The organism is Haloferax sp. Atlit-10N, assembly GCF_003586325.1.
Classification (GTDB): Archaea; Halobacteriota; Halobacteria; order Halobacteriales; family Haloferacaceae; genus Haloferax; species Haloferax prahovense.
This window is the reverse complement of the sequence record NZ_PSYX01000001.1, coordinates 1,243,382-1,259,101: the sequence shown is the minus strand read 5'-3', so window position 1 is coordinate 1,259,101 and position 15,720 is coordinate 1,243,382. Positions and strand designations below refer to the sequence as shown.

General features: G+C 65.5%; 17 protein-coding genes. 9 read left to right on the top strand and 8 right to left on the bottom strand.

The window, feature by feature from the left end; translation table 11 throughout:
- Position 1 precedes the first annotated feature (1 nt).
- Positions 2 to 616, bottom strand: a complete 615-nt coding sequence (locus tag C5B91_RS06530) for a helix-turn-helix domain-containing protein (protein ID WP_115819259.1) — start codon at positions 614 to 616, stop codon at positions 2 to 4.
- Positions 617 to 804: 188 nt separating this feature from the next.
- On the opposite strand from C5B91_RS06530, the gene C5B91_RS06525 reads away from it, so the two are divergent.
- Positions 805 to 1,188 carry a RidA family protein gene (locus tag C5B91_RS06525; protein WP_115819258.1) on the top strand — a complete coding sequence of 128 codons (384 nt, stop codon included), beginning with the start codon at positions 805 to 807 and terminating at the stop codon, positions 1,186 to 1,188.
- A gap of 70 nt (positions 1,189 to 1,258) precedes the next feature.
- Here C5B91_RS06525 and C5B91_RS06520 read toward each other — a convergent pair whose 3' ends face one another.
- The 3 genes from C5B91_RS06520 to C5B91_RS06510 all read right to left on the bottom strand — a co-directional run bounded on the left by C5B91_RS06520 (position 1,259) and on the right by C5B91_RS06510 (position 4,784).
- Entirely contained in the window at positions 1,259 to 2,308 is a 1,050-nt protein-coding gene (locus tag C5B91_RS06520) for a tyrosine-type recombinase/integrase (RefSeq protein ID WP_115819257.1), read from the bottom strand.
- Positions 2,298 to 2,744, bottom strand: coding sequence for a DUF5805 domain-containing protein (locus C5B91_RS06515; protein WP_115819256.1), 447 nt, complete (start codon positions 2,742 to 2,744; stop codon positions 2,298 to 2,300). Before C5B91_RS06515 ends, C5B91_RS06520 begins: the two co-directional genes overlap by 11 nt.
- Before the next feature lie 1,335 nt (positions 2,745 to 4,079).
- The gene (locus tag C5B91_RS06510; protein ID WP_115819255.1) at positions 4,080 to 4,784 is read right to left on the bottom strand and encodes an SOS response-associated peptidase; all 705 of its coding nucleotides are present in this window, start codon (positions 4,782 to 4,784) and stop codon (positions 4,080 to 4,082) included.
- 111 nt (positions 4,785 to 4,895) lie between these two features.
- Here C5B91_RS06510 and C5B91_RS06505 point away from each other — a divergent pair, with 111 nt between their 5' ends.
- The 4 genes from C5B91_RS06505 (at position 4,896) to C5B91_RS06490 (ending at position 8,156) form a co-directional block, all read left to right on the top strand.
- Positions 4,896 to 5,651 carry a ribonuclease H-like domain-containing protein gene (locus C5B91_RS06505; RefSeq protein ID WP_008093569.1) on the top strand — a complete coding sequence of 252 codons (756 nt, stop codon included), beginning with the start codon at positions 4,896 to 4,898 and terminating at the stop codon, positions 5,649 to 5,651.
- A 107-nt stretch (positions 5,652 to 5,758) separates the two neighbouring features.
- On the top strand, positions 5,759 to 6,097 hold the full coding sequence (locus C5B91_RS06500) for a hypothetical protein (RefSeq protein WP_008093567.1): 339 nt from the start codon (positions 5,759 to 5,761) through the stop codon (positions 6,095 to 6,097).
- Between the two features lie 70 nt (positions 6,098 to 6,167).
- Complete coding sequence (locus C5B91_RS06495; RefSeq protein ID WP_049968510.1) at positions 6,168 to 6,854, top strand: dolichyl-phosphate hexose transferase; 687 nt, start codon at positions 6,168 to 6,170, stop codon at positions 6,852 to 6,854.
- Positions 6,855 to 6,974: 120 nt separating this feature from the next.
- On the top strand, positions 6,975 to 8,156 hold the full coding sequence (locus C5B91_RS06490; protein ID WP_115819254.1) for a DUF3179 domain-containing protein: 1,182 nt from the start codon (positions 6,975 to 6,977) through the stop codon (positions 8,154 to 8,156).
- A 74-nt stretch (positions 8,157 to 8,230) separates the two neighbouring features.
- Here the strand turns inward: C5B91_RS06490 and C5B91_RS06485 are convergent, their stop codons facing one another.
- The gene (locus C5B91_RS06485; protein ID WP_004976775.1) at positions 8,231 to 8,434 is read right to left on the bottom strand and encodes a DUF5800 family protein; all 204 of its coding nucleotides are present in this window, start codon (positions 8,432 to 8,434) and stop codon (positions 8,231 to 8,233) included.
- A gap of 121 nt (positions 8,435 to 8,555) precedes the next feature.
- Here C5B91_RS06485 and C5B91_RS06480 point away from each other — a divergent pair, with 121 nt between their 5' ends.
- The 3 genes from C5B91_RS06480 (at position 8,556) to C5B91_RS06470 (ending at position 11,633) form a co-directional block, all read left to right on the top strand.
- Complete coding sequence (locus tag C5B91_RS06480) at positions 8,556 to 9,407, top strand: polymer-forming cytoskeletal protein (protein ID WP_049913448.1); 852 nt, start codon at positions 8,556 to 8,558, stop codon at positions 9,405 to 9,407.
- Between the two features lie 108 nt (positions 9,408 to 9,515).
- Positions 9,516 to 10,379, top strand: a complete 864-nt coding sequence (locus C5B91_RS06475) for a DUF4349 domain-containing protein (RefSeq protein ID WP_008093560.1) — start codon at positions 9,516 to 9,518, stop codon at positions 10,377 to 10,379.
- Positions 10,380 to 10,457: 78 nt separating this feature from the next.
- Entirely contained in the window at positions 10,458 to 11,633 is a 1,176-nt protein-coding gene (locus C5B91_RS06470) for a redox-regulated ATPase YchF (RefSeq protein WP_008093559.1), read from the top strand.
- A gap of 226 nt (positions 11,634 to 11,859) precedes the next feature.
- Here the strand turns inward: C5B91_RS06470 and C5B91_RS06465 are convergent, their stop codons facing one another.
- On the bottom strand, positions 11,860 to 12,105 hold the full coding sequence (locus C5B91_RS06465; protein WP_008093558.1) for a hypothetical protein: 246 nt from the start codon (positions 12,103 to 12,105) through the stop codon (positions 11,860 to 11,862).
- Positions 12,106 to 12,187: 82 nt separating this feature from the next.
- Here C5B91_RS06465 and C5B91_RS06460 point away from each other — a divergent pair, with 82 nt between their 5' ends.
- A complete protein-coding gene (locus C5B91_RS06460; RefSeq protein WP_008093557.1) occupies positions 12,188 to 12,607 on the top strand; it encodes a DUF5367 family protein in 420 nt (139 codons plus the stop codon).
- Between the two features lie 129 nt (positions 12,608 to 12,736).
- On the opposite strand, the gene C5B91_RS06455 is transcribed toward C5B91_RS06460, so the two are convergent.
- Both C5B91_RS06455 and C5B91_RS06450 read right to left on the bottom strand, forming a co-directional pair.
- Positions 12,737 to 14,305: a Na+/H+ antiporter NhaC family protein gene (locus C5B91_RS06455; RefSeq protein WP_049968506.1), complete on the bottom strand. Its 1,569-nt coding sequence runs from the start codon at positions 14,303 to 14,305 to the stop codon at positions 12,737 to 12,739.
- 130 nt (positions 14,306 to 14,435) lie between these two features.
- Complete coding sequence (locus C5B91_RS06450; protein ID WP_115819253.1) at positions 14,436 to 15,557, bottom strand: pyridoxal phosphate-dependent aminotransferase; 1,122 nt, start codon at positions 15,555 to 15,557, stop codon at positions 14,436 to 14,438.
- Positions 15,558 to 15,720: the final 163 nt, after the last annotated feature.

Below are 15,720 nucleotides of genomic sequence, written 5' to 3'. Positions count from 1 at the left end.
CTCAAACGCGCCTTTGAGTCCAGACCGCGCCAAGGCTCACGAGGACGGCGAGGACGACGCCGACGAGGAGAACGAGCGCGCCGGGTCCGGCGAGGTAGGAGGCGACGAACTCCGCGACGCTCGGTTCGGGGGCGGCCGGAGCCGGCGCGGCGTACCGGACCTGCGGTCGCCGCGCGGTCCACAGCGCCTGCACGGCGACGCTTCCGACCAGCGTGACGCCCACGCCGGCGACTAGCGTCCGGAGGCCAGAGGAGAGCTTCGATTCGGTCCGTTCCGCGCCCGCGAAGAGGACGACGGCCGAGCGGGTCGGGCCGTAGACGGCCATCTCGCGGCCCTGCGCGGAGACCCACGTCGTCACGGGTTCTATCAACTCGGCGTCGACCAGTCGCTCGATGTGGTAGCCGACGGTCTGGAGCGTCGTGTCGAGTTCGTCGGCCAGTTCCGAGGCGGGGCGCGGGTCGTCGTAGACGGCGGCCAGGAGTCGCCTCGCGGTGGTCGACGAGAGCGCCGACAGAACCTCGTCCGCGTCGTCGTCGTCGAGCTCGACGAGAAGCGGCGTCAGGGCTCGGTCTCGAATCGATGCGGCGGCGGGTTTCAACGGGAGCAACGAACTCACGGTCTCGGCCGTTGTTCTCGCTCCGCCGATAAAGAGACCGGCATGAGTCAAGCATCCGTTTGACCCTCTGATTCACCGCGTGAGAATCTCTCTCCCGAAGTTAGTACATGCTAGCGATACGTCGATGGCCGCTCGCGGGGTAGTACGACCGTGAACCAGATTCGAACGAATCCCGCGGAGGTGCGGATATGAACGGCGATGCGGCCCGATACGAGGGCGACCACTTCAAGGCGACTGCCGGCTACGGCGCTCGAAAGCGGAACCTGCAACTCGTCTTCTTCGACGCGCAGTACCCCGACCCGGAGCAGACGGCGGACGGTCACCAGTCGGTCGAGAGTCAGACGGTAAACGCGCTCGAACGCGTAGAAGCGGCCGTCGGACGCTCTGATCTCGACTTAGACGACGTGCTCCGGACCACGGTCTACACGACCGACCTCGACCGAATCGACGCCATCGAGTCGGCCTACGACGCCTACTTCGACGACCGGAGACCGGCGATGACCGTCGTCGGCGTCTCCGAACTCCCGAACGACGTCACCGTCCAAATCGAGGCGACGGGCGTCAAACGATAAACCTCGACCATCGGATTCAGTATAGCGATATACAGTTTACAAGTAGCGCTTCGAACAGCTCGCAAGCCGCTCAGCGAAGCGAGTAGATATTCGATTCGTACGTCTCACGCACTCTATCGCCCCAGTTGTGGGTGTACGTGTCGATGATGTCGCCGGCAACGTCGCCGCGGAGGTACTTGACGATGCCGCGGTCACCGGTCCGGTCCCGGAGGTGGGTGGTGAAGAAGTGCCTGAAGTAGTGCGGCGTGACGTTCTCCTCGCGGTCGCCGCCCGCCCGGTACCACCCGGCGTCGGCGGCGTGAGCGGTGACGACGTGGTGGACGGCGTCGGGTTCCAGTCGTTGGCCCCAGCCCGATGCGGTGCCGACGAAAAGCGGCTCCGCCGGCGACGGCGAATCCGGTCGAATCGCCAGCCAGCGCAGGAGGACGCCTTCCAACTCCTCGTCGACCGGGACCACCGTCGACCGCTTTCGCTTGTTCGAGGCGGTCCGCGCTTCGCCGTTGGTGACGCTTCCGACGCTCGGGTCGGCGGCGACGTATATCGACGGCCCGCGTCCGTCGAGGGCGGCGCGGGTCGATACACCGGAAAGCGGTGTATCCGCCGCCAGCGACACGTCTCGAAGGTCGAGATTGCACAGTTCGCCGACGCGCATCCCGGTCTTGAGGAGGGTGACCACCAGCGCGTGGTCCAGCGGATGGGCGATTTCGCGGACGAACCCCCGCATCTGCGGGACCGAAAGCTCCCGGCGAGCGGGGTTGGTGTCGATGCGCTCGTCCATCTCCTCCATCACGAGACTCATCGGATTGGAGTCGAACGCGCCGACCTGCGCCATGTAGGCGTAAAATCGGTGGAGGTAGGAGGCGTACGTCGCCACCGTGCTCGGTGCGACGTCGCGGTTTCGCAGGGTGTGTATCCACGCCATGCAGTCGCGGTGGGTCGCGTCGTCGACCGACCGAGCGGTCCCGGAGGGGTTCCGCGAGGGGTCACCGAGGAACGATTCGAACGCTCGGAGGACCCGTTCGTAGGCGTCGCGGGTCCGGTCGGTCTTCCCGTGGTAAGTCATATCCTGCAGGAAGTACCCGACCGGGTCCTCCGCGTCGGCGGGGCGCTCAGCGGCCATCGCGCTCCGCCAGCGTGTAGCCGCCGTGTCGCCCGCTGTACACGACTCGGCCGCTCGATTGCAGTTCCTGCAGCGTCGATTCGAGGCGGTCTTCGATGTCGTCGGTCAGCGCCGAAACGAGGTCGTCCCACGACCGGTGAGTATCGTCCGCGAGCGCCTCGACGATTCGGGCCTCGAACTGGCCGTTATTTTCGTCCTCCTCGTCTTGATTTGAACCGCCGTTCTGGAGTCCCCTTTCTCCCCCGTCAACCCCTGGGGTTGTGGCCGTCTCATCGCCTCCCGTCGGAACGTCGAAATCGCGCCGACCGGCCTGTACCATCGTTCTGACAAATTCGCTCTGGCTCATCCCGAGTCGGTCCGCGTGGTCCTTCCAGATGGCCTTCTGGTGGGCCGGGAGGTAGGTTTGCACCGTCGCGCGGTCGGCCTCGTCGCTCATGGACGGATCGACACGGGGGTCGATATTCAATCTACCGGCACAGTCCAGAATAAGAGATGTTATCCTGAGATGCACATGTGGATTTCCCGCGGTGGAGTTGAATTATCCTGAATTATGCAACCGTATTTTCGGCGGTTTGCATGTAGTATTCAGGATATTTAGTTGCTCTGGAGAGTCCCGATTTCAGGCGTTTCGAGCGGATCTGAGACTCGGCCAAATTTGTTGCTTCTGAGAGGTCATAGAACTGCCGATAATATCTCATTTATGCTAAGGCGCCCAAATATTAGATGGCATTTCTCGGATTGTTTACCCCCTGAGTGACGTTTCGAGGATGCGGTTCCACGCCGTTCGTTATTTCAATCCAAACCTAACTGAATTATTATAAATCTCCCGAATGACGATGATTCGTCTCCGTTTTATTCTTCAAATTTAGGGCCGAATTATTCAAAGAATTTTTCTTTATATTATGGTGTGGAATTTACACGCTCATCGACGCGTCAGACTCGCTCTCTCGAACAAATATATTGCAACATAGATTCATCTGATATTTTCATAGATTATCTCATCTTTCTTCTCCCGAATATATGTCGTCTGTCGCCGATTAATTTCAGAATAGATATTTTGTTATTATACTGGGGTCGCCACGCAGAGTCTCTTCGAATGTTGTTCGATTTGGACACGCAACCCACCGTCGACGATGATTGTTGAACCATCCGAGAGCGACCCGGACCGATGTCTCCGACGGCCCGATTCGTTCGCGTTTGACGCCGCTACAGCCCTCCATCTTCGAGGCGAGAACGGGAACCCTACTTTCCTTCCACCTCACGCCGAAGCGGCTCTCAAGCGCGCTGTGCCGTTCTCCGGGATCGCTCGAATCGCAGTCTCGGTGACTCGTCAATACGCTCGAATTCGACGGGGGCTGCTCTCTCGACGGCGACGACCCGGTCGAGTGAGCTGTCTCGGATTTCGACTGTGACTCATCGGTCCGTCCGCACGACCCATGCGACCGGCGCAAACCGAACCCCTGGCTGCGATACGAACGCTCGAGCCGCGGGCACGACTTGCCTCTCGCTCTGCGTCGCTGACGGTCAGTACTGTCGACCGTCGGTCTTCCCGACTCTCTCCGTCAGCGTGGCTCGTTCGTTAGCTCGTAGGTTACGGTCTCTCTACGGGTTGCCGATTGTCCGATTCGAGACCTGTATATCTCATATCGCTATATGCAATCCAGATTCTCGGGTTCGACCGATTCCGGAACATTCGGGATTCCATCGAACCCAGCCGATTCGCGTCGGAGGTGTCGGGACAGCCGTACGCTGGCGGCTTTCCCCCAGCGTGCTACGCCTCGACTCGCTCTATCAGTTCGGGGCCGTCGTTAGCGGGGCTGTTCACCCGCGTCGAGACGGGGTACGCCCCGAGTTCGTCGTCGGGGTAGGTGTCGAGGAGCGCCGCCGCCTCGCCGGGGTCGCCGTGGAGCCACGTCTCTTCTTCCTCGGGGTCGAGGACGACGGCCATCCGGTGATGGAGCTCGGAGATGAGGTCGTTCGGCTCGGTCGTGACGACGGTGAACGTCTCAAGCGGCTCCTGCTCGCGCGAGGGGCCGCCGCTTCCGAAGTCGCCGAGGCCGGTCTGTTTCGTCGGCGGCGTCCACCGCTCCCAGAGGCCGGCCATGGCGAACGGGCGGTCGTCCTCGAAGGCGACGCGGTAGGGCTGTTTTCGCCCGCCGTGGTCGACCCACTCGTAGAAGCCGTCGGACGGGACGAGACACCGGCGGGCCTCGTAGGCGTCGGCGAAGCTCCGCTTCTCGCGGACGGTCTCCGCGCGGGCGTTGATTCGGTCGTTGCCGACGCTGGCGCTGTCGGCCCACGAGGGGACGAGTCCCCACTTGAGAAAGCGGAACTCGTCGTCCGCTTCGTTGGTCACGACCGGGAGTTCCTGGCCGGGCGCGCAGTTGTACCGCGCCGAAAGTGGGCGCGTCGGCGTCGCGTCGAACCGCACTTCGAGTTCCTCGGGCGGGGTGAACAGCGTGTAGCGGCCGCACATACCCTCGGCTTCGCGCCCTGCGGGTAAAACGCCCGCGGCGGGGACGTCCCGGGAGCGCGGCCGCCGACCCACGACGACGCATTTAGGGTCGCCGACGCCCCCCTGTCGGACATGCGAATCGAGAACAGCTTCATCCCCGTCCGCGGCGTGGGCGAGCGGACGGAGCGAAACCTCTGGCGGGCCGGGTCGACCCACTGGGACGAGTTCGACGCCTCGCTCGTCGGCGCGAAGACGGGCGACCGAATCGAGACGTTCATCGCGGACGCGTACGCCCACCTCGACGACGGCAACTCGTGGTTCTTCGACGACTGCTTCCCCTCGGGCGAGCGCTGGCGACTGTACGAGAACTTCCGCGACGAGACGTGCTTTTTCGACATCGAGACGACCGGCCTCTCGCCCGAGCGCGACTCGGTGACGACCGTCTCGTTCTATCAGGACGGCGAGACGACGACGCTCGTCAGCGGGGAGGACCTGACCGCCGACGCCCTCCGCGAGCAGTTCGCCGACGCGAAACTCATCGCGACGTTCAACGGCGCGCGTTTCGACGTGCCGTTCCTCGAGACCTCGTTCGACGTCTCCATCGACGTGCCGCACGTCGACTTGATGTATCCGTGCCGGACGCTCGACCTCACCGGCGGGCTGAAACAAATCGAGAAAGACGTCGGCATCGACCGCGACCGCCCGGACATCTCTGGCCGCGACGCCGTCCGCCTCTGGCGCGAGTACGAGCGCGGCGACCAGTCGTCGCTCGATACGCTCGTGTCGTACAACCGCGAGGACGCGGTCAACCTCGAACGCCTCATGGAGACGGTCACCGGTCGCCTCCACGACCGCGCCTGCGAGGGACTCGACGCGGACCTCGCCTGAATCGGTCGCAGAGGCGTGTTTGCGACCGTATTCGGTGAGGGTCGGCGACCCGCGAGCGCGTGCCGGAACCCCGCGCTTTTTTCATCCCCCGAAGCGACGCGCCGCACATGACCGACGACCCCGACGCCGACCCCGAGGCGGACGACCCCGCCGATTCGACCCCGCCGTCCGACGATGCGACCGAATCGACAGACGGCGACGAGCCGGTCGACGCCGACGCGACCGTCGAAGCGGCGGACGGCGGCACAGACGAGCGCGACAACGGCAACGGCGACGAGACCGTCCCCCACGTCGAACTCGACCTCTACGAACTCTCCGTCCGCGTCAGCGGGCAGTCGAACGACGAACTCGACGACGTGGAAGCGTCGGCGACCCGCCTCATGGACTACCTCGTCGACCACGCGAAAGAACTGGAAGACCAGCCCGATAGCCGCGGACTGAGCTAACACCGGCCCTCGCACGCCACGGTTTTGGCAAACCTAAAAGTTCAAGAGCGACCGTCAATAACCCCGTCCAATGACCGAGTACACCTTCGACGACCTCGCGGTCGTGATGGGGACGTACAACGAAGAACAGGCCATCGGGTCGGTTCTGGCGGACATCGACCGAATCACCGACGGGCGCGCCGAAGTCGTCTGCGTGGATGGTTCCGACGACCGAACGCCCGAAATCGCCCGCAAGATGGGCGCGCGCGTCATCGAACAGGAACCGCAGGGGTACGGCGTCGCGGTCGAGGCCGCGGTGCTCGCGCCCGACCGGCCGGTCGTCGTCACCACCGACTGCGACGACACCTATCCGATGGAGTATCTCCCGAAGTTCCTCGACCTCATCAACGACGGCTACGACGTGGTCTCCGGGGACCGAATCACGAAGGGCGCGGAGACGATGCCCCGACTCAACCGCGCGGGGAACATCGCGTTCGCCCGCCTCGCTAGCTTCCTCATGGGCGCGACCGTCCACGACACGACCACCGGAATGCGCGCGTACCGCCGGGAACTCCTCCACGACATCGAGTGGACCGAGAACACGGGGCTGTCGGCCGAACTCCTCATCCGCCCCGCGATGCGCGGCTACAACATCGCCGAGGTGCCCATCCCCTACCGCGAGCGCGCAGGCGAGACGAAACTTGACCCCTTCGCCGGCGGCGCGGCCATCGGGAAGTCCATCGTCAAAGTCTGTCTGGAAGAGCGACTTCGGTTCTGAGCGGCCGCTTCGCTCGTTTTCTCCCTTCAGGCCCGACTCCGAACTGACGACCCCGCGACGGTCGTGCGCATCGATACCTAACCGCACATTTCTCATAGGCGACTCGGTCGAATATCGGGCATGGATTCGACAACGAACCGACGCCGGGTTCTCGCCGCACTCGGTGCCGGTGTCGCTCTGTCAGGCTGTCTCGGAAGTGACCCGCCGGTCGCGGGCGACGACGCGGGAGCCGATGACGCGTCCGAGCCCGCCGAAACAACCGATTCCACCGCGGGCGAGTACTCGGGCCCGTTCGAGCTTCCGGTCCCCGAGGACGAACTCCGCCGGGGCGCGTCGAAAGACGCCATCCCGGCCATCACCGCCCCCGTCTTCGCGGCCGACTGGAGCGGGTTCGACGAGGTGGACGCGACGCTCGACGACGGCGACGAGGTGGTCGGCGTCGAACTCGACGGGATCGCCCGCGCTTACCCGCTCGCTGTCCTGAACTGGCACGAAATCGTCAACGACGGCTTCGACGGCCGGCCCGTGGTCGTGACCTACTGTCCGCTGTGCGGGAGCGCCGTCGTCGCCGACAGACTCGCCGGCGGCGAGCCGACGTACTTCGGCGTCTCGGGCCTGCTCTGGATGTCCGACCTCGTGATGTACGACGACCGGACGAACTCGCTGTGGAGCCAGGTGCTCGCGACCGCGATTCGCGGGGAACTGACCGGCGAGACGCTGTCGCTCCTCCCCTCGACCAGCTCCACGTGGGGCGAGTGGCGGGCGGCCCACCCCGAGACCGAGGTGTTGGTTCCGCCGCCCGTCTCGGGGACGATTCGCGGGCGGCAGACCCGCCAGTACGACGTGAACCCCTACGCGAGCTATCAGCAGTCGAGCGCCATCGGCATCGGCTTCAACGACGCGGCGGACGACCGATTGCACCCGAAAACGTCGGTCGTCGGCGTCGCCGCCGATGGTGTCGCCCGCGCTTACCCGCTCGACGCGGTGGAGCGCGCGGGCGTCGTCAACGACACCGTCGGCGACCTCCCGGTCGTCGTGGCGGCCTCCGCCGAGGGGAGTCTCGTCGCCTACGTCCGCCGGGTCGACGGCGAGGCCGTCGCGTTCGAACGCGACGGGTCGGTTCTCGTCGCCGCCGGGTCGCGGTGGAACCTCCTCACCGGCCGGGCGCTCGACGGTCCCCACGAGGGGTCGGTCCTGACGCGGGCCAACGACCGCTCGCCGATGTTCTGGTTCGCGTGGGCAGACTTCAACCCGGAGACGGAGATTTACGGGGTGAAGAACGCGACCGGCGAGGAGGAGTAGTCGTTCGCGCGGCGAGCGCGCGTGATTCGAGGGCGATACGCGGAGAATCGGAGTTTCGGCCGTTCGGGCGGCGGCTACGACGAGTTCAGGATGTCGCGGACGCGCCGGGGCTCGCCGGAGAGGGAGGGCTCCTTCTCGACGATTTTCAGCACCTCGTGGTCGGTCACGTCGGGGTAGGACTTCCCGATGGCCTCCTCGATGAGGGCCTTTTCGAGGCGGAACTCCGTTCCCTCGTAGACCACGTCTACGCCGTCGTCGTCGAAAGAGAGAATCGTCATACCTGTCTTTGTTTTCCGCGAGTAGTTAAATACGCGTCGTCGTCGCGAAACCGGCGGCCCCCGTCGTGTCTGACGGTCGTCTTGCGGACGGTTTATTATGGCACGGGTGTTGGTTCGGAGCGTGTCACTGGGTACGGACCCGCTCGATGCGCTCGAAATTCCCGACGGGACGACGGTCGAGGAACACGACCTCGTCACCGACGGCGACGTGGTCGTCGGCGGGCAGAGCACCGTCGAGTTCGGCGTCCGCGGACAGAACGTCCTCGCGGGCGAGCGCGTCACCTTCGGCGGCGACATCGAGGCCGAGGCCGACTGCCGACTCGACATGCTCGACGACGTGGCCGGAAACGTCCTCGTCGGCAACGACGCCTACCTCGGCGAGCGCGTCCACATCGCCGGCCGCCTGATGGTCTCGGGCGACCTCGACATCGGCGACGACGTCGACATCGAAGAGGGGTTCGAGGCCAACGGCTGGATCGTCATCCGCAACCCAATCCCGACGCTCGTATTCTACTTCATCGTCCTCTCGCAACTTCTCCGACTCGGCGAGGACGAGGCGGCCGACGAACTCGCCGAAACCCTCTCGGGCGAGTCGCCGCACGACCCGCTCGTGATTCCCCGGAACGCCACCGTCTCAGACGACGCGTGGCGCGTCTCGACGCCCGCACACGTCGGGTCAGACTGCCGAATCCACGGCAACATCCGCGCGAAGTCCATCGACCTCGCCGAGGACAACAACGTCTTCGGGAGCCTCCGCGCCCGCGACGACATCGTCGTCGGGAGCGGAACGCGCATCCACGGCGACGTGACCACCCGAAACGGCGAGGTCCGCATCCACGAGGACGCGCGCGTCCTCGGCGACGTGTCCTGTAACGACCTCGTGCTCGAAGCCGGCGCGCACGTCGACGGCACGATGCGCGCCCGCGGCGAGATGCGCATTCACCGCGATAACCTCCCCCGCGAGGCCGAGTAACCGAATTCGAGACCGACCGAGCGACCGCGGCTCCCCGTGCGCCGCGATAGCAACAGTCGTCGTTTGTGCTTACCCAACGATTAATCCCTCAGGTGGAGAGTGTCGTCTATGGACAATCGACTGAAACTTCTCTCGGTCGCCCTCCTCGTCCTCCTCGCCGGGTGTACCGGCGGCGCGGCGGACGGTGGCGCTGGCGGCGCGGAGAGCGTCTCGCTCGCCGCCGACACGGCCGCCTCCACCGACGCCGAACAGACGGGCGGCGACGACCTCCCGCAGGCCCAGCGGCGGGCGGTCATCAAGAACGGCCGGATAGAACTAACCGTCGACGAGTTCAACGAGTCGCGCGACGCGGTCGAAGCGACCGCCGAGTCCTACGGCGGTTACATCAGCGACTCCAACGAGTACGTCAACCGCCGGAGCGGCGGCACCTACCGCTCGGGTCAACTCGTCGTGCGCGTCCCCTCCGAGGACTTCTCGGCGTTCATGGCCGACATGAAGGACCTCGGCGAAGTCGAGCGCGTCGAGACGAACTCGCAGGACGTGACCGACCAACTGGTCGATATCGAAGCGCGGTTGAGCAACCTCCGCGCGCAGCGTGACCGCCTCCGCGAACTCTACGAGTCGGCTAACACGACCGAAGACGTGCTCGCGGTCGAAGAGCGCCTGACCGAGGTCCAGACCGAAATCGAGCGGCTCGAAGCCCAGAAGCAGTCGCTCGAAGACCGGGTCGCCCTCTCGACCGTCCGCGTCTCGCTGTCCGAGCGGCCGCCCGGCCCGGCGCAGTGGTACGACACGCCGGTCTTACAGGCGTTCTCCGAGTCGGTCAACGGCGCGTTCGTCGCCCTTCGGGCGCTCGTCGTCGCCGTCGCCTACGCGGTCCCGTACCTCGTCGTCTTCGGCGGCCTCCTCGCGATTCTCGGGAGCGGGGTGGTGCTCGCCGGCCGCGCCGCCTACAGGCGACTGACGGACTGACCGCTCGCCGGTCTCTGTTCGTCGCTCGCGCGTCCTCGCACGCGAGCGTTTTTCCGCGTCCGCGACCATCGTCGAGCCATGCTCTCTCTCGCGTTAGCCGGCAAGCCGAACGCCGGCAAATCGACGTTCTACACGGCCTCGACGCTCGCCGAGGTCGACGTGGCGAACTACCCCTTCACGACTATCGACGCGAACCGCGGCGTCACGCACGCTCGCACCCGCTGTCCTTGTCTCGACCGCGACGAGCGCTGTGGCAACTGCGAGGACGGTATCCGCTACGTCGCCGTCGAACTCGTCGACGTGGCCGGGCTCGTTCCCGGCGCGCACGAGGGCCGCGGCCTCGGTAACCAGTTCCTCGACGAGCTGACGAACGCGGACGCCATCGTCAACGTCGTCGACGCCTCCGGCGGGACGAACGCCGAGGGTGAACCCGTCGAGGTGGGGAGCTTCGACCCCGTCGAGGAGGTCGACTTCATCGAGGAGGAACTCGAACAGTGGCTCGCCGGCATCGTCCACAAGAACTGGGAGTCCGTGGTCCGCAAGTCGCGGTCGCCCGACTTCGACATGGACGACGCCCTCTCGGACCTCCTGACGGGCGTCGGCGCGAGCGAGTACGATATCGCCGCCGTCCTGCGCGACCTCGACTACTCGCCGAATCCCCAAGATTGGGACGACGAGGACCGCGTGGAACTCGCCCGCGCGATTCGCCGGCGGACCAAGCCCATCGTCCTCGTGGCCAACAAGGTCGACATCGCGCCCCCGGAGAACCTCGAACGACTCGCCGAGACCGGAAAGCCCGTCATCGCGGCCACCGCGGACGGCGAACTCGCGCTCCGGCGGGCCCGCGAGGCGGGCATCATCGACTACCACCCCGGCGACGACGACTTCGAACTCGTCGGCGACGTGAGCGGCGCACAGGAGAAGGGCCTCGAACGAATCCGCGACCTGATGGGCGAACACGGCGGCACCGGCACGCAGGAGGCCATCGACACCGCGGTCTACGACGTGCTCGACCGAATCACGGTCTACCCGGTCCAAAACGAGTCGAAGTGGACCGACGGCACGGGTAACGTCCTCCCCGACGCCTTCCTCCTTCCGCGGGGGTCGACGCCGCGGGACCTCGCGTACGCGGTCCACTCCGACATCGGCGACGGCTACCTCCACGCGGTCGACGCGCGAGCGAAACGCCGCATCGCCGAAGACCAAGAACTCGAAGAGGGTGACGTCATCAAAATCGTCTCGACGGCGAAGTAACTGTCGTCGATTCGTCTTTTCTGCGGATTTTGTCGCTCTTCTTGGGTCAGTACTCCGTCCGCCACGCCACAGATAAATCAAATGGCGCTATATGGAATTGGAGTTCAGCAGCTCACCGACGTACGACAGAGGAACGGGTCGAGAGTATCGTTCACCGGGGCGTGGCGGTCGCTCGTCCGGGTTTACGCGATAAAAATGGAATCATCGGTTCCTAACCGACTGCGGCTTAGAGGTCTTTGGCGACGCGAAGTTCCGTATCGGTGACCGTCTCCACCGACGCGGCGGGTACTTCGATGTCGTCGCCGTCGGCGTCGCCGAAGCCGAGGCCCTGTACGACTGCCTCGGCGATGTCTGGGTCGGGTTCGACGTACGCGATTTGGGCGTCCGTGTCGACTTCGGTCACGATTCCGATCTGTTCGGCTTCCTCGTCCATGAGGAACTTCCCTTCGTCGGCGGTCGAGAGAACTGACATCCGTCCAATCGTTACTTCCGAATGACATAATAACCTACGGCCTCGTACGAACGCTGATACTTCTCGCCCGCGTACGGAACGCATGACAATCGGTTCACAGGTCTCCGAGGCCGACGCTCGTCGGCTCCCGCTGTCCGAGACGCGGGTGCTTCTCGGCGTCGGACTGGCGATTGCCCTCGTCGCCGGCCTCGTCTTCCGCGTCGTCGGCCAGCTCGTGTTAGTTCCCTCCCGTCCGTTGGTCACGGCTGCGGTGTTCGCGTTGACGGTGCCCGCGATGTGGGCGCTCGCGGTCGGGGTCTTCCGGTGGCGCGGGCTCTCCGGCGGCGCGAAACGGGAGGCCGCGGCGCTGCTCGTCGTCCCGGGCATGCTCGTCGACGCGGTCTCGACGGCGCTGTTCTCGCTCGTCTACCCGAACATGGGGCTCGAAGCTGCGGGGCTCTTCGGCGGGCTGTTGCTCCTGGCGTACGCGACGGTTTTGGTCTCGGGGTTCGTCGGTCGGTGACCCGATTCGGGCCGACGCTTCCATCGTCGAGCCGCCGCGTCGGCGACAGTGCGGCTCTCCTCTCTTCTGCTCAGTCACGCGCGACGACGCGAAAAATAGGGCGCGAAGCGGCGGTCCGATTCGGACTCGTCAGTCCGACTCCGACGAGGAGCCGAAGGCGGTCGGGACGCTCACGTCGGCGTGTTGCGAGAGGTAGTACGCGAGCGCGAACAGCGCGACGACGCCGATGCCGAGAAGCGCCAGCGAGCCCACGCCGTAGCCGCTCGCGAGGAACAGCCCCGTCGCGACGGCTCCGCAGAGGACGGCGTACGGAATCTGCGTGTTCACGTGGTCGACGTGGTCCGCGCCGGCGAACATCGACGAGAGGACCGTCGTGTCGCTGATGGGCGAACAGTGGTCACCGAACAGCGAGCCGGTGAGGATAGCGCCGATTGCGCCCGGCAGCGGCGCGCCGAGCTGGTAGGCAAGCGGCACCGCGACGGGGAACATGATACTCATCGTTCCCCACGACGTACCTATCGAGAACGAAATGATGGCCGCGGCGAGGAAGACGACCGCGGGCAGGATTTCTGGCGTGATGACGCCCTCGGCGATGCTGACGACGAACGCACCGACGCCGAGCGCCTGGCTGACGCCGCCGATGGTCCACGCCAGCGAGAGGACGGCCACGGGGAACATGACCATCTTGAACCCCTCGAAGATGGCGTCGCTGACGGCTTCGAGTTCGACGCGGGCGTGGCCGACGAGGATAGCGAGCAGTAGCGCGCACGCCGAGAAGACGCCCCAGAGGATGGCGTCGGCGGTGGCCGCCTCCTTCAGCGCCTCGACGGGTGCAAGCCCGGGCCAGCCGCCGGAGTACAGCAGACCGAAGCCGGTGACGGCGACGAGCGTGACGATGGGCGCGGCGAAGTACCACCAGCGCGAATCGACGTGGTCGGGCGTGACGATGTCCTCCTCGCGCGTCTCGATGAGGGGGTCGGCGTCGTCGCCGAGGACCTTCCCCTCTTCTTTCGCGCGGCGTTCGGCGCGCTTCATCGGCCCGAAGTCCCAGTCCATCACGACGAGGATGAACACGAGCGCGACCGCGAGCAGGCTGTAGAAGCGGAACGGAATGCTCTGGAGGAACACCACGAAGGCGCTCTGGTCGATGCCGAGCGAGGCGAACTGCTCGCGGATGAGTCCGACCTCGAAGCCGACCCACGTCGAGACGACGGCGACGCTCACCACGGGCGAGGTGGTCGAATCGAGCAGGTACGCCAGCTTCTCGCGGCTGATGTCGAACTTGTCGGTGATGGGCCGCATCACCGAGCCCGTGATCATCGTGCTCGCGTAGGAGTCGACGAAGATGAGCATCCCGAGGACGCTCGTCCCCAACGCGGCCTGTTTCCGGGTCTTGATGCGGGCGATGATGCGCTGTGCGAGCGCGTTCATCCCGCCCGAGAGGAATATCATCCCGAGCATCGCGCCCGAGAGGAAGGTAAACAGGAGGAGTTTGCTGTTGAACGACTCGGTCACGTTGTTGATGACCAACTGGAGGGAGTACGCCGCCCCGCCGATGGGGTTCCATCCCACCAGGATGGTCGCACCGATCCAGATGCCGGTGAAAAGCGAGAGGAGCACCTGCCGACTGAGCAGCGTCAGCACGATTGCGAAGAGCGCCGGCAGCAGGCTGATGACTCCCTGCGTCTCTGCGGGCATGACAAACGTTTCGTCACCGGCTCCCGAATTTAAGGGTTTTCACTTCGAACGCCGAGAATAAGACGTATCGGATGCCGTGAGTTGTCGTAGTTCGGTCGACGAATCGGGCGGTTACGGACGTGCGAGATTCTCAAACGACCGCGTCGTACGCCTCGCCCATTATCTCGATGGCCTCGCGGAGCGACTCGGTGTCGGTCGCGTACGACAGGCGGGCGTAGCCGTGGCCGTGCTCGCCGAACGCCTCGCCGGGGACGATAATCACGCCGCGGTCGATGCACTCGTCGACGAAGCCCTCGGGAACCTCGGGCATGACGTAGAACGCGCCGCCCGGCGACGGGACGGTGAGGCCGATGTCCTCCAGCCCCTCGACGACGAGGTCGCGGCGCTCGCGGAACGTCTCGGTCATCTCCTCGATTCGGTCCTGCGGGCCGCTGAGCGCGGCTTCGGCCGCAAACTGCGCCGGCGCGGAGGCGCACGCCTGCACGTACTGGTGGACGCGGAGCATGCGCTCGACCCGGCGGGGAGAGCCGTACACCCAACCCAGCCGCCAGCCGGTCATCGAAAAGAGCTTCGAGGCCGAGTTGACAACGACGACGTTGTCGGTCTCGGCGAACTCGATGGGCGAGCGGTGTTCGCCCTCGAAGACGGTGTACTCGTACACCTCGTCGGAGATGCAGAGCACGTCGTGCTCGTCGGCGATGCGGGCGAACTCGGCGATGTCGTCGGGCGGCGACACCGCGCCCGTCGGGTTGCCGGGGCTGTTGACGACGAACGCCGCGGTGTCGTCGGTGATGGCCTCTTCGACCGCCTCGGGGTCGAGCGTCAGGTCGTCGCGGAGGGGGACCGGCACCGGTTCGCCGCCGGCGAGTTTGGTGAGCGCGTCGTAGGAGACGAAGCCCGGGTCGGGGATGATGACCTCGTCGCCTTCGTTCACGTGCGCCTCGATGGCGATGTGGAGCGCCTCGCTTCCACCGGCCGTGGCGATGACGTCGTCGGGGTCGAGCTCGACGCCTTGGTCGCGGCGGTGCTTCTCGGCGATAGCCTCGCGCAGGCTCGGGAGTCCCTTGTTCCCCGTGTAGCCGTCCGCCTCGCCGGCCTCGATGGCCTCGACGGCCGCCCGTCGCGCGTGGTCCGGGGCCGGGAAGTCTGGCTGGCCCAGCCCGAGGTTGATAGCGTCTTCGCCAGCCGCCTCGAACACCTTGCGAATGCCGCTGATGGAGATTCGCTCCACTCGGTCGGAGAAGTGCGTCATATCCTATCCCGCGTCGCGGTTCGGGATAGTTCTTCCCACGCACGGTCGCGGTCGACCCGTCGACCCCGTGACATGACCGACGGACAGTAACGGATTTTACTGCCGCTATCTTGGAGGAGGCAATTCTGGAGGACCGACTGTTTCAACCCCGGATACGGTCGTG

Coding starts and splice junctions, on each gene's coding strand:
- C5B91_RS06490 (WP_115819254.1), top strand. CDS start 6,975: ATGGATTCGACAACGAACCGACGCCGGGTTCTCGCCGCACTCGGTGCC.
- C5B91_RS06495 (WP_049968510.1), top strand. CDS start 6,168: ATGACCGAGTACACCTTCGACGACCTCGCGGTCGTGATGGGGACGTAC.
- C5B91_RS06475 (WP_008093560.1), top strand. CDS start 9,516: ATGGACAATCGACTGAAACTTCTCTCGGTCGCCCTCCTCGTCCTCCTC.
- C5B91_RS06520 (WP_115819257.1), bottom strand. CDS start 2,308: ATGGCCGCTGAGCGCCCCGCCGACGCGGAGGACCCGGTCGGGTACTTC.
- C5B91_RS06525 (WP_115819258.1), top strand. CDS start 805: ATGAACGGCGATGCGGCCCGATACGAGGGCGACCACTTCAAGGCGACT.
- C5B91_RS06455 (WP_049968506.1), bottom strand. CDS start 14,305: ATGCCCGCAGAGACGCAGGGAGTCATCAGCCTGCTGCCGGCGCTCTTC.
- C5B91_RS06450 (WP_115819253.1), bottom strand. CDS start 15,557: ATGACGCACTTCTCCGACCGAGTGGAGCGAATCTCCATCAGCGGCATT.
- C5B91_RS06505 (WP_008093569.1), top strand. CDS start 4,896: ATGCGAATCGAGAACAGCTTCATCCCCGTCCGCGGCGTGGGCGAGCGG.
- C5B91_RS06485 (WP_004976775.1), bottom strand. CDS start 8,434: ATGACGATTCTCTCTTTCGACGACGACGGCGTAGACGTGGTCTACGAG.
- C5B91_RS06460 (WP_008093557.1), top strand. CDS start 12,188: ATGACAATCGGTTCACAGGTCTCCGAGGCCGACGCTCGTCGGCTCCCG.
- C5B91_RS06510 (WP_115819255.1), bottom strand. CDS start 4,784: ATGTGCGGCCGCTACACGCTGTTCACCCCGCCCGAGGAACTCGAAGTG.
- C5B91_RS06500 (WP_008093567.1), top strand. CDS start 5,759: ATGACCGACGACCCCGACGCCGACCCCGAGGCGGACGACCCCGCCGAT.
- C5B91_RS06515 (WP_115819256.1), bottom strand. CDS start 2,744: ATGAGCGACGAGGCCGACCGCGCGACGGTGCAAACCTACCTCCCGGCC.
- C5B91_RS06470 (WP_008093559.1), top strand. CDS start 10,458: ATGCTCTCTCTCGCGTTAGCCGGCAAGCCGAACGCCGGCAAATCGACG.
- C5B91_RS06465 (WP_008093558.1), bottom strand. CDS start 12,105: ATGTCAGTTCTCTCGACCGCCGACGAAGGGAAGTTCCTCATGGACGAG.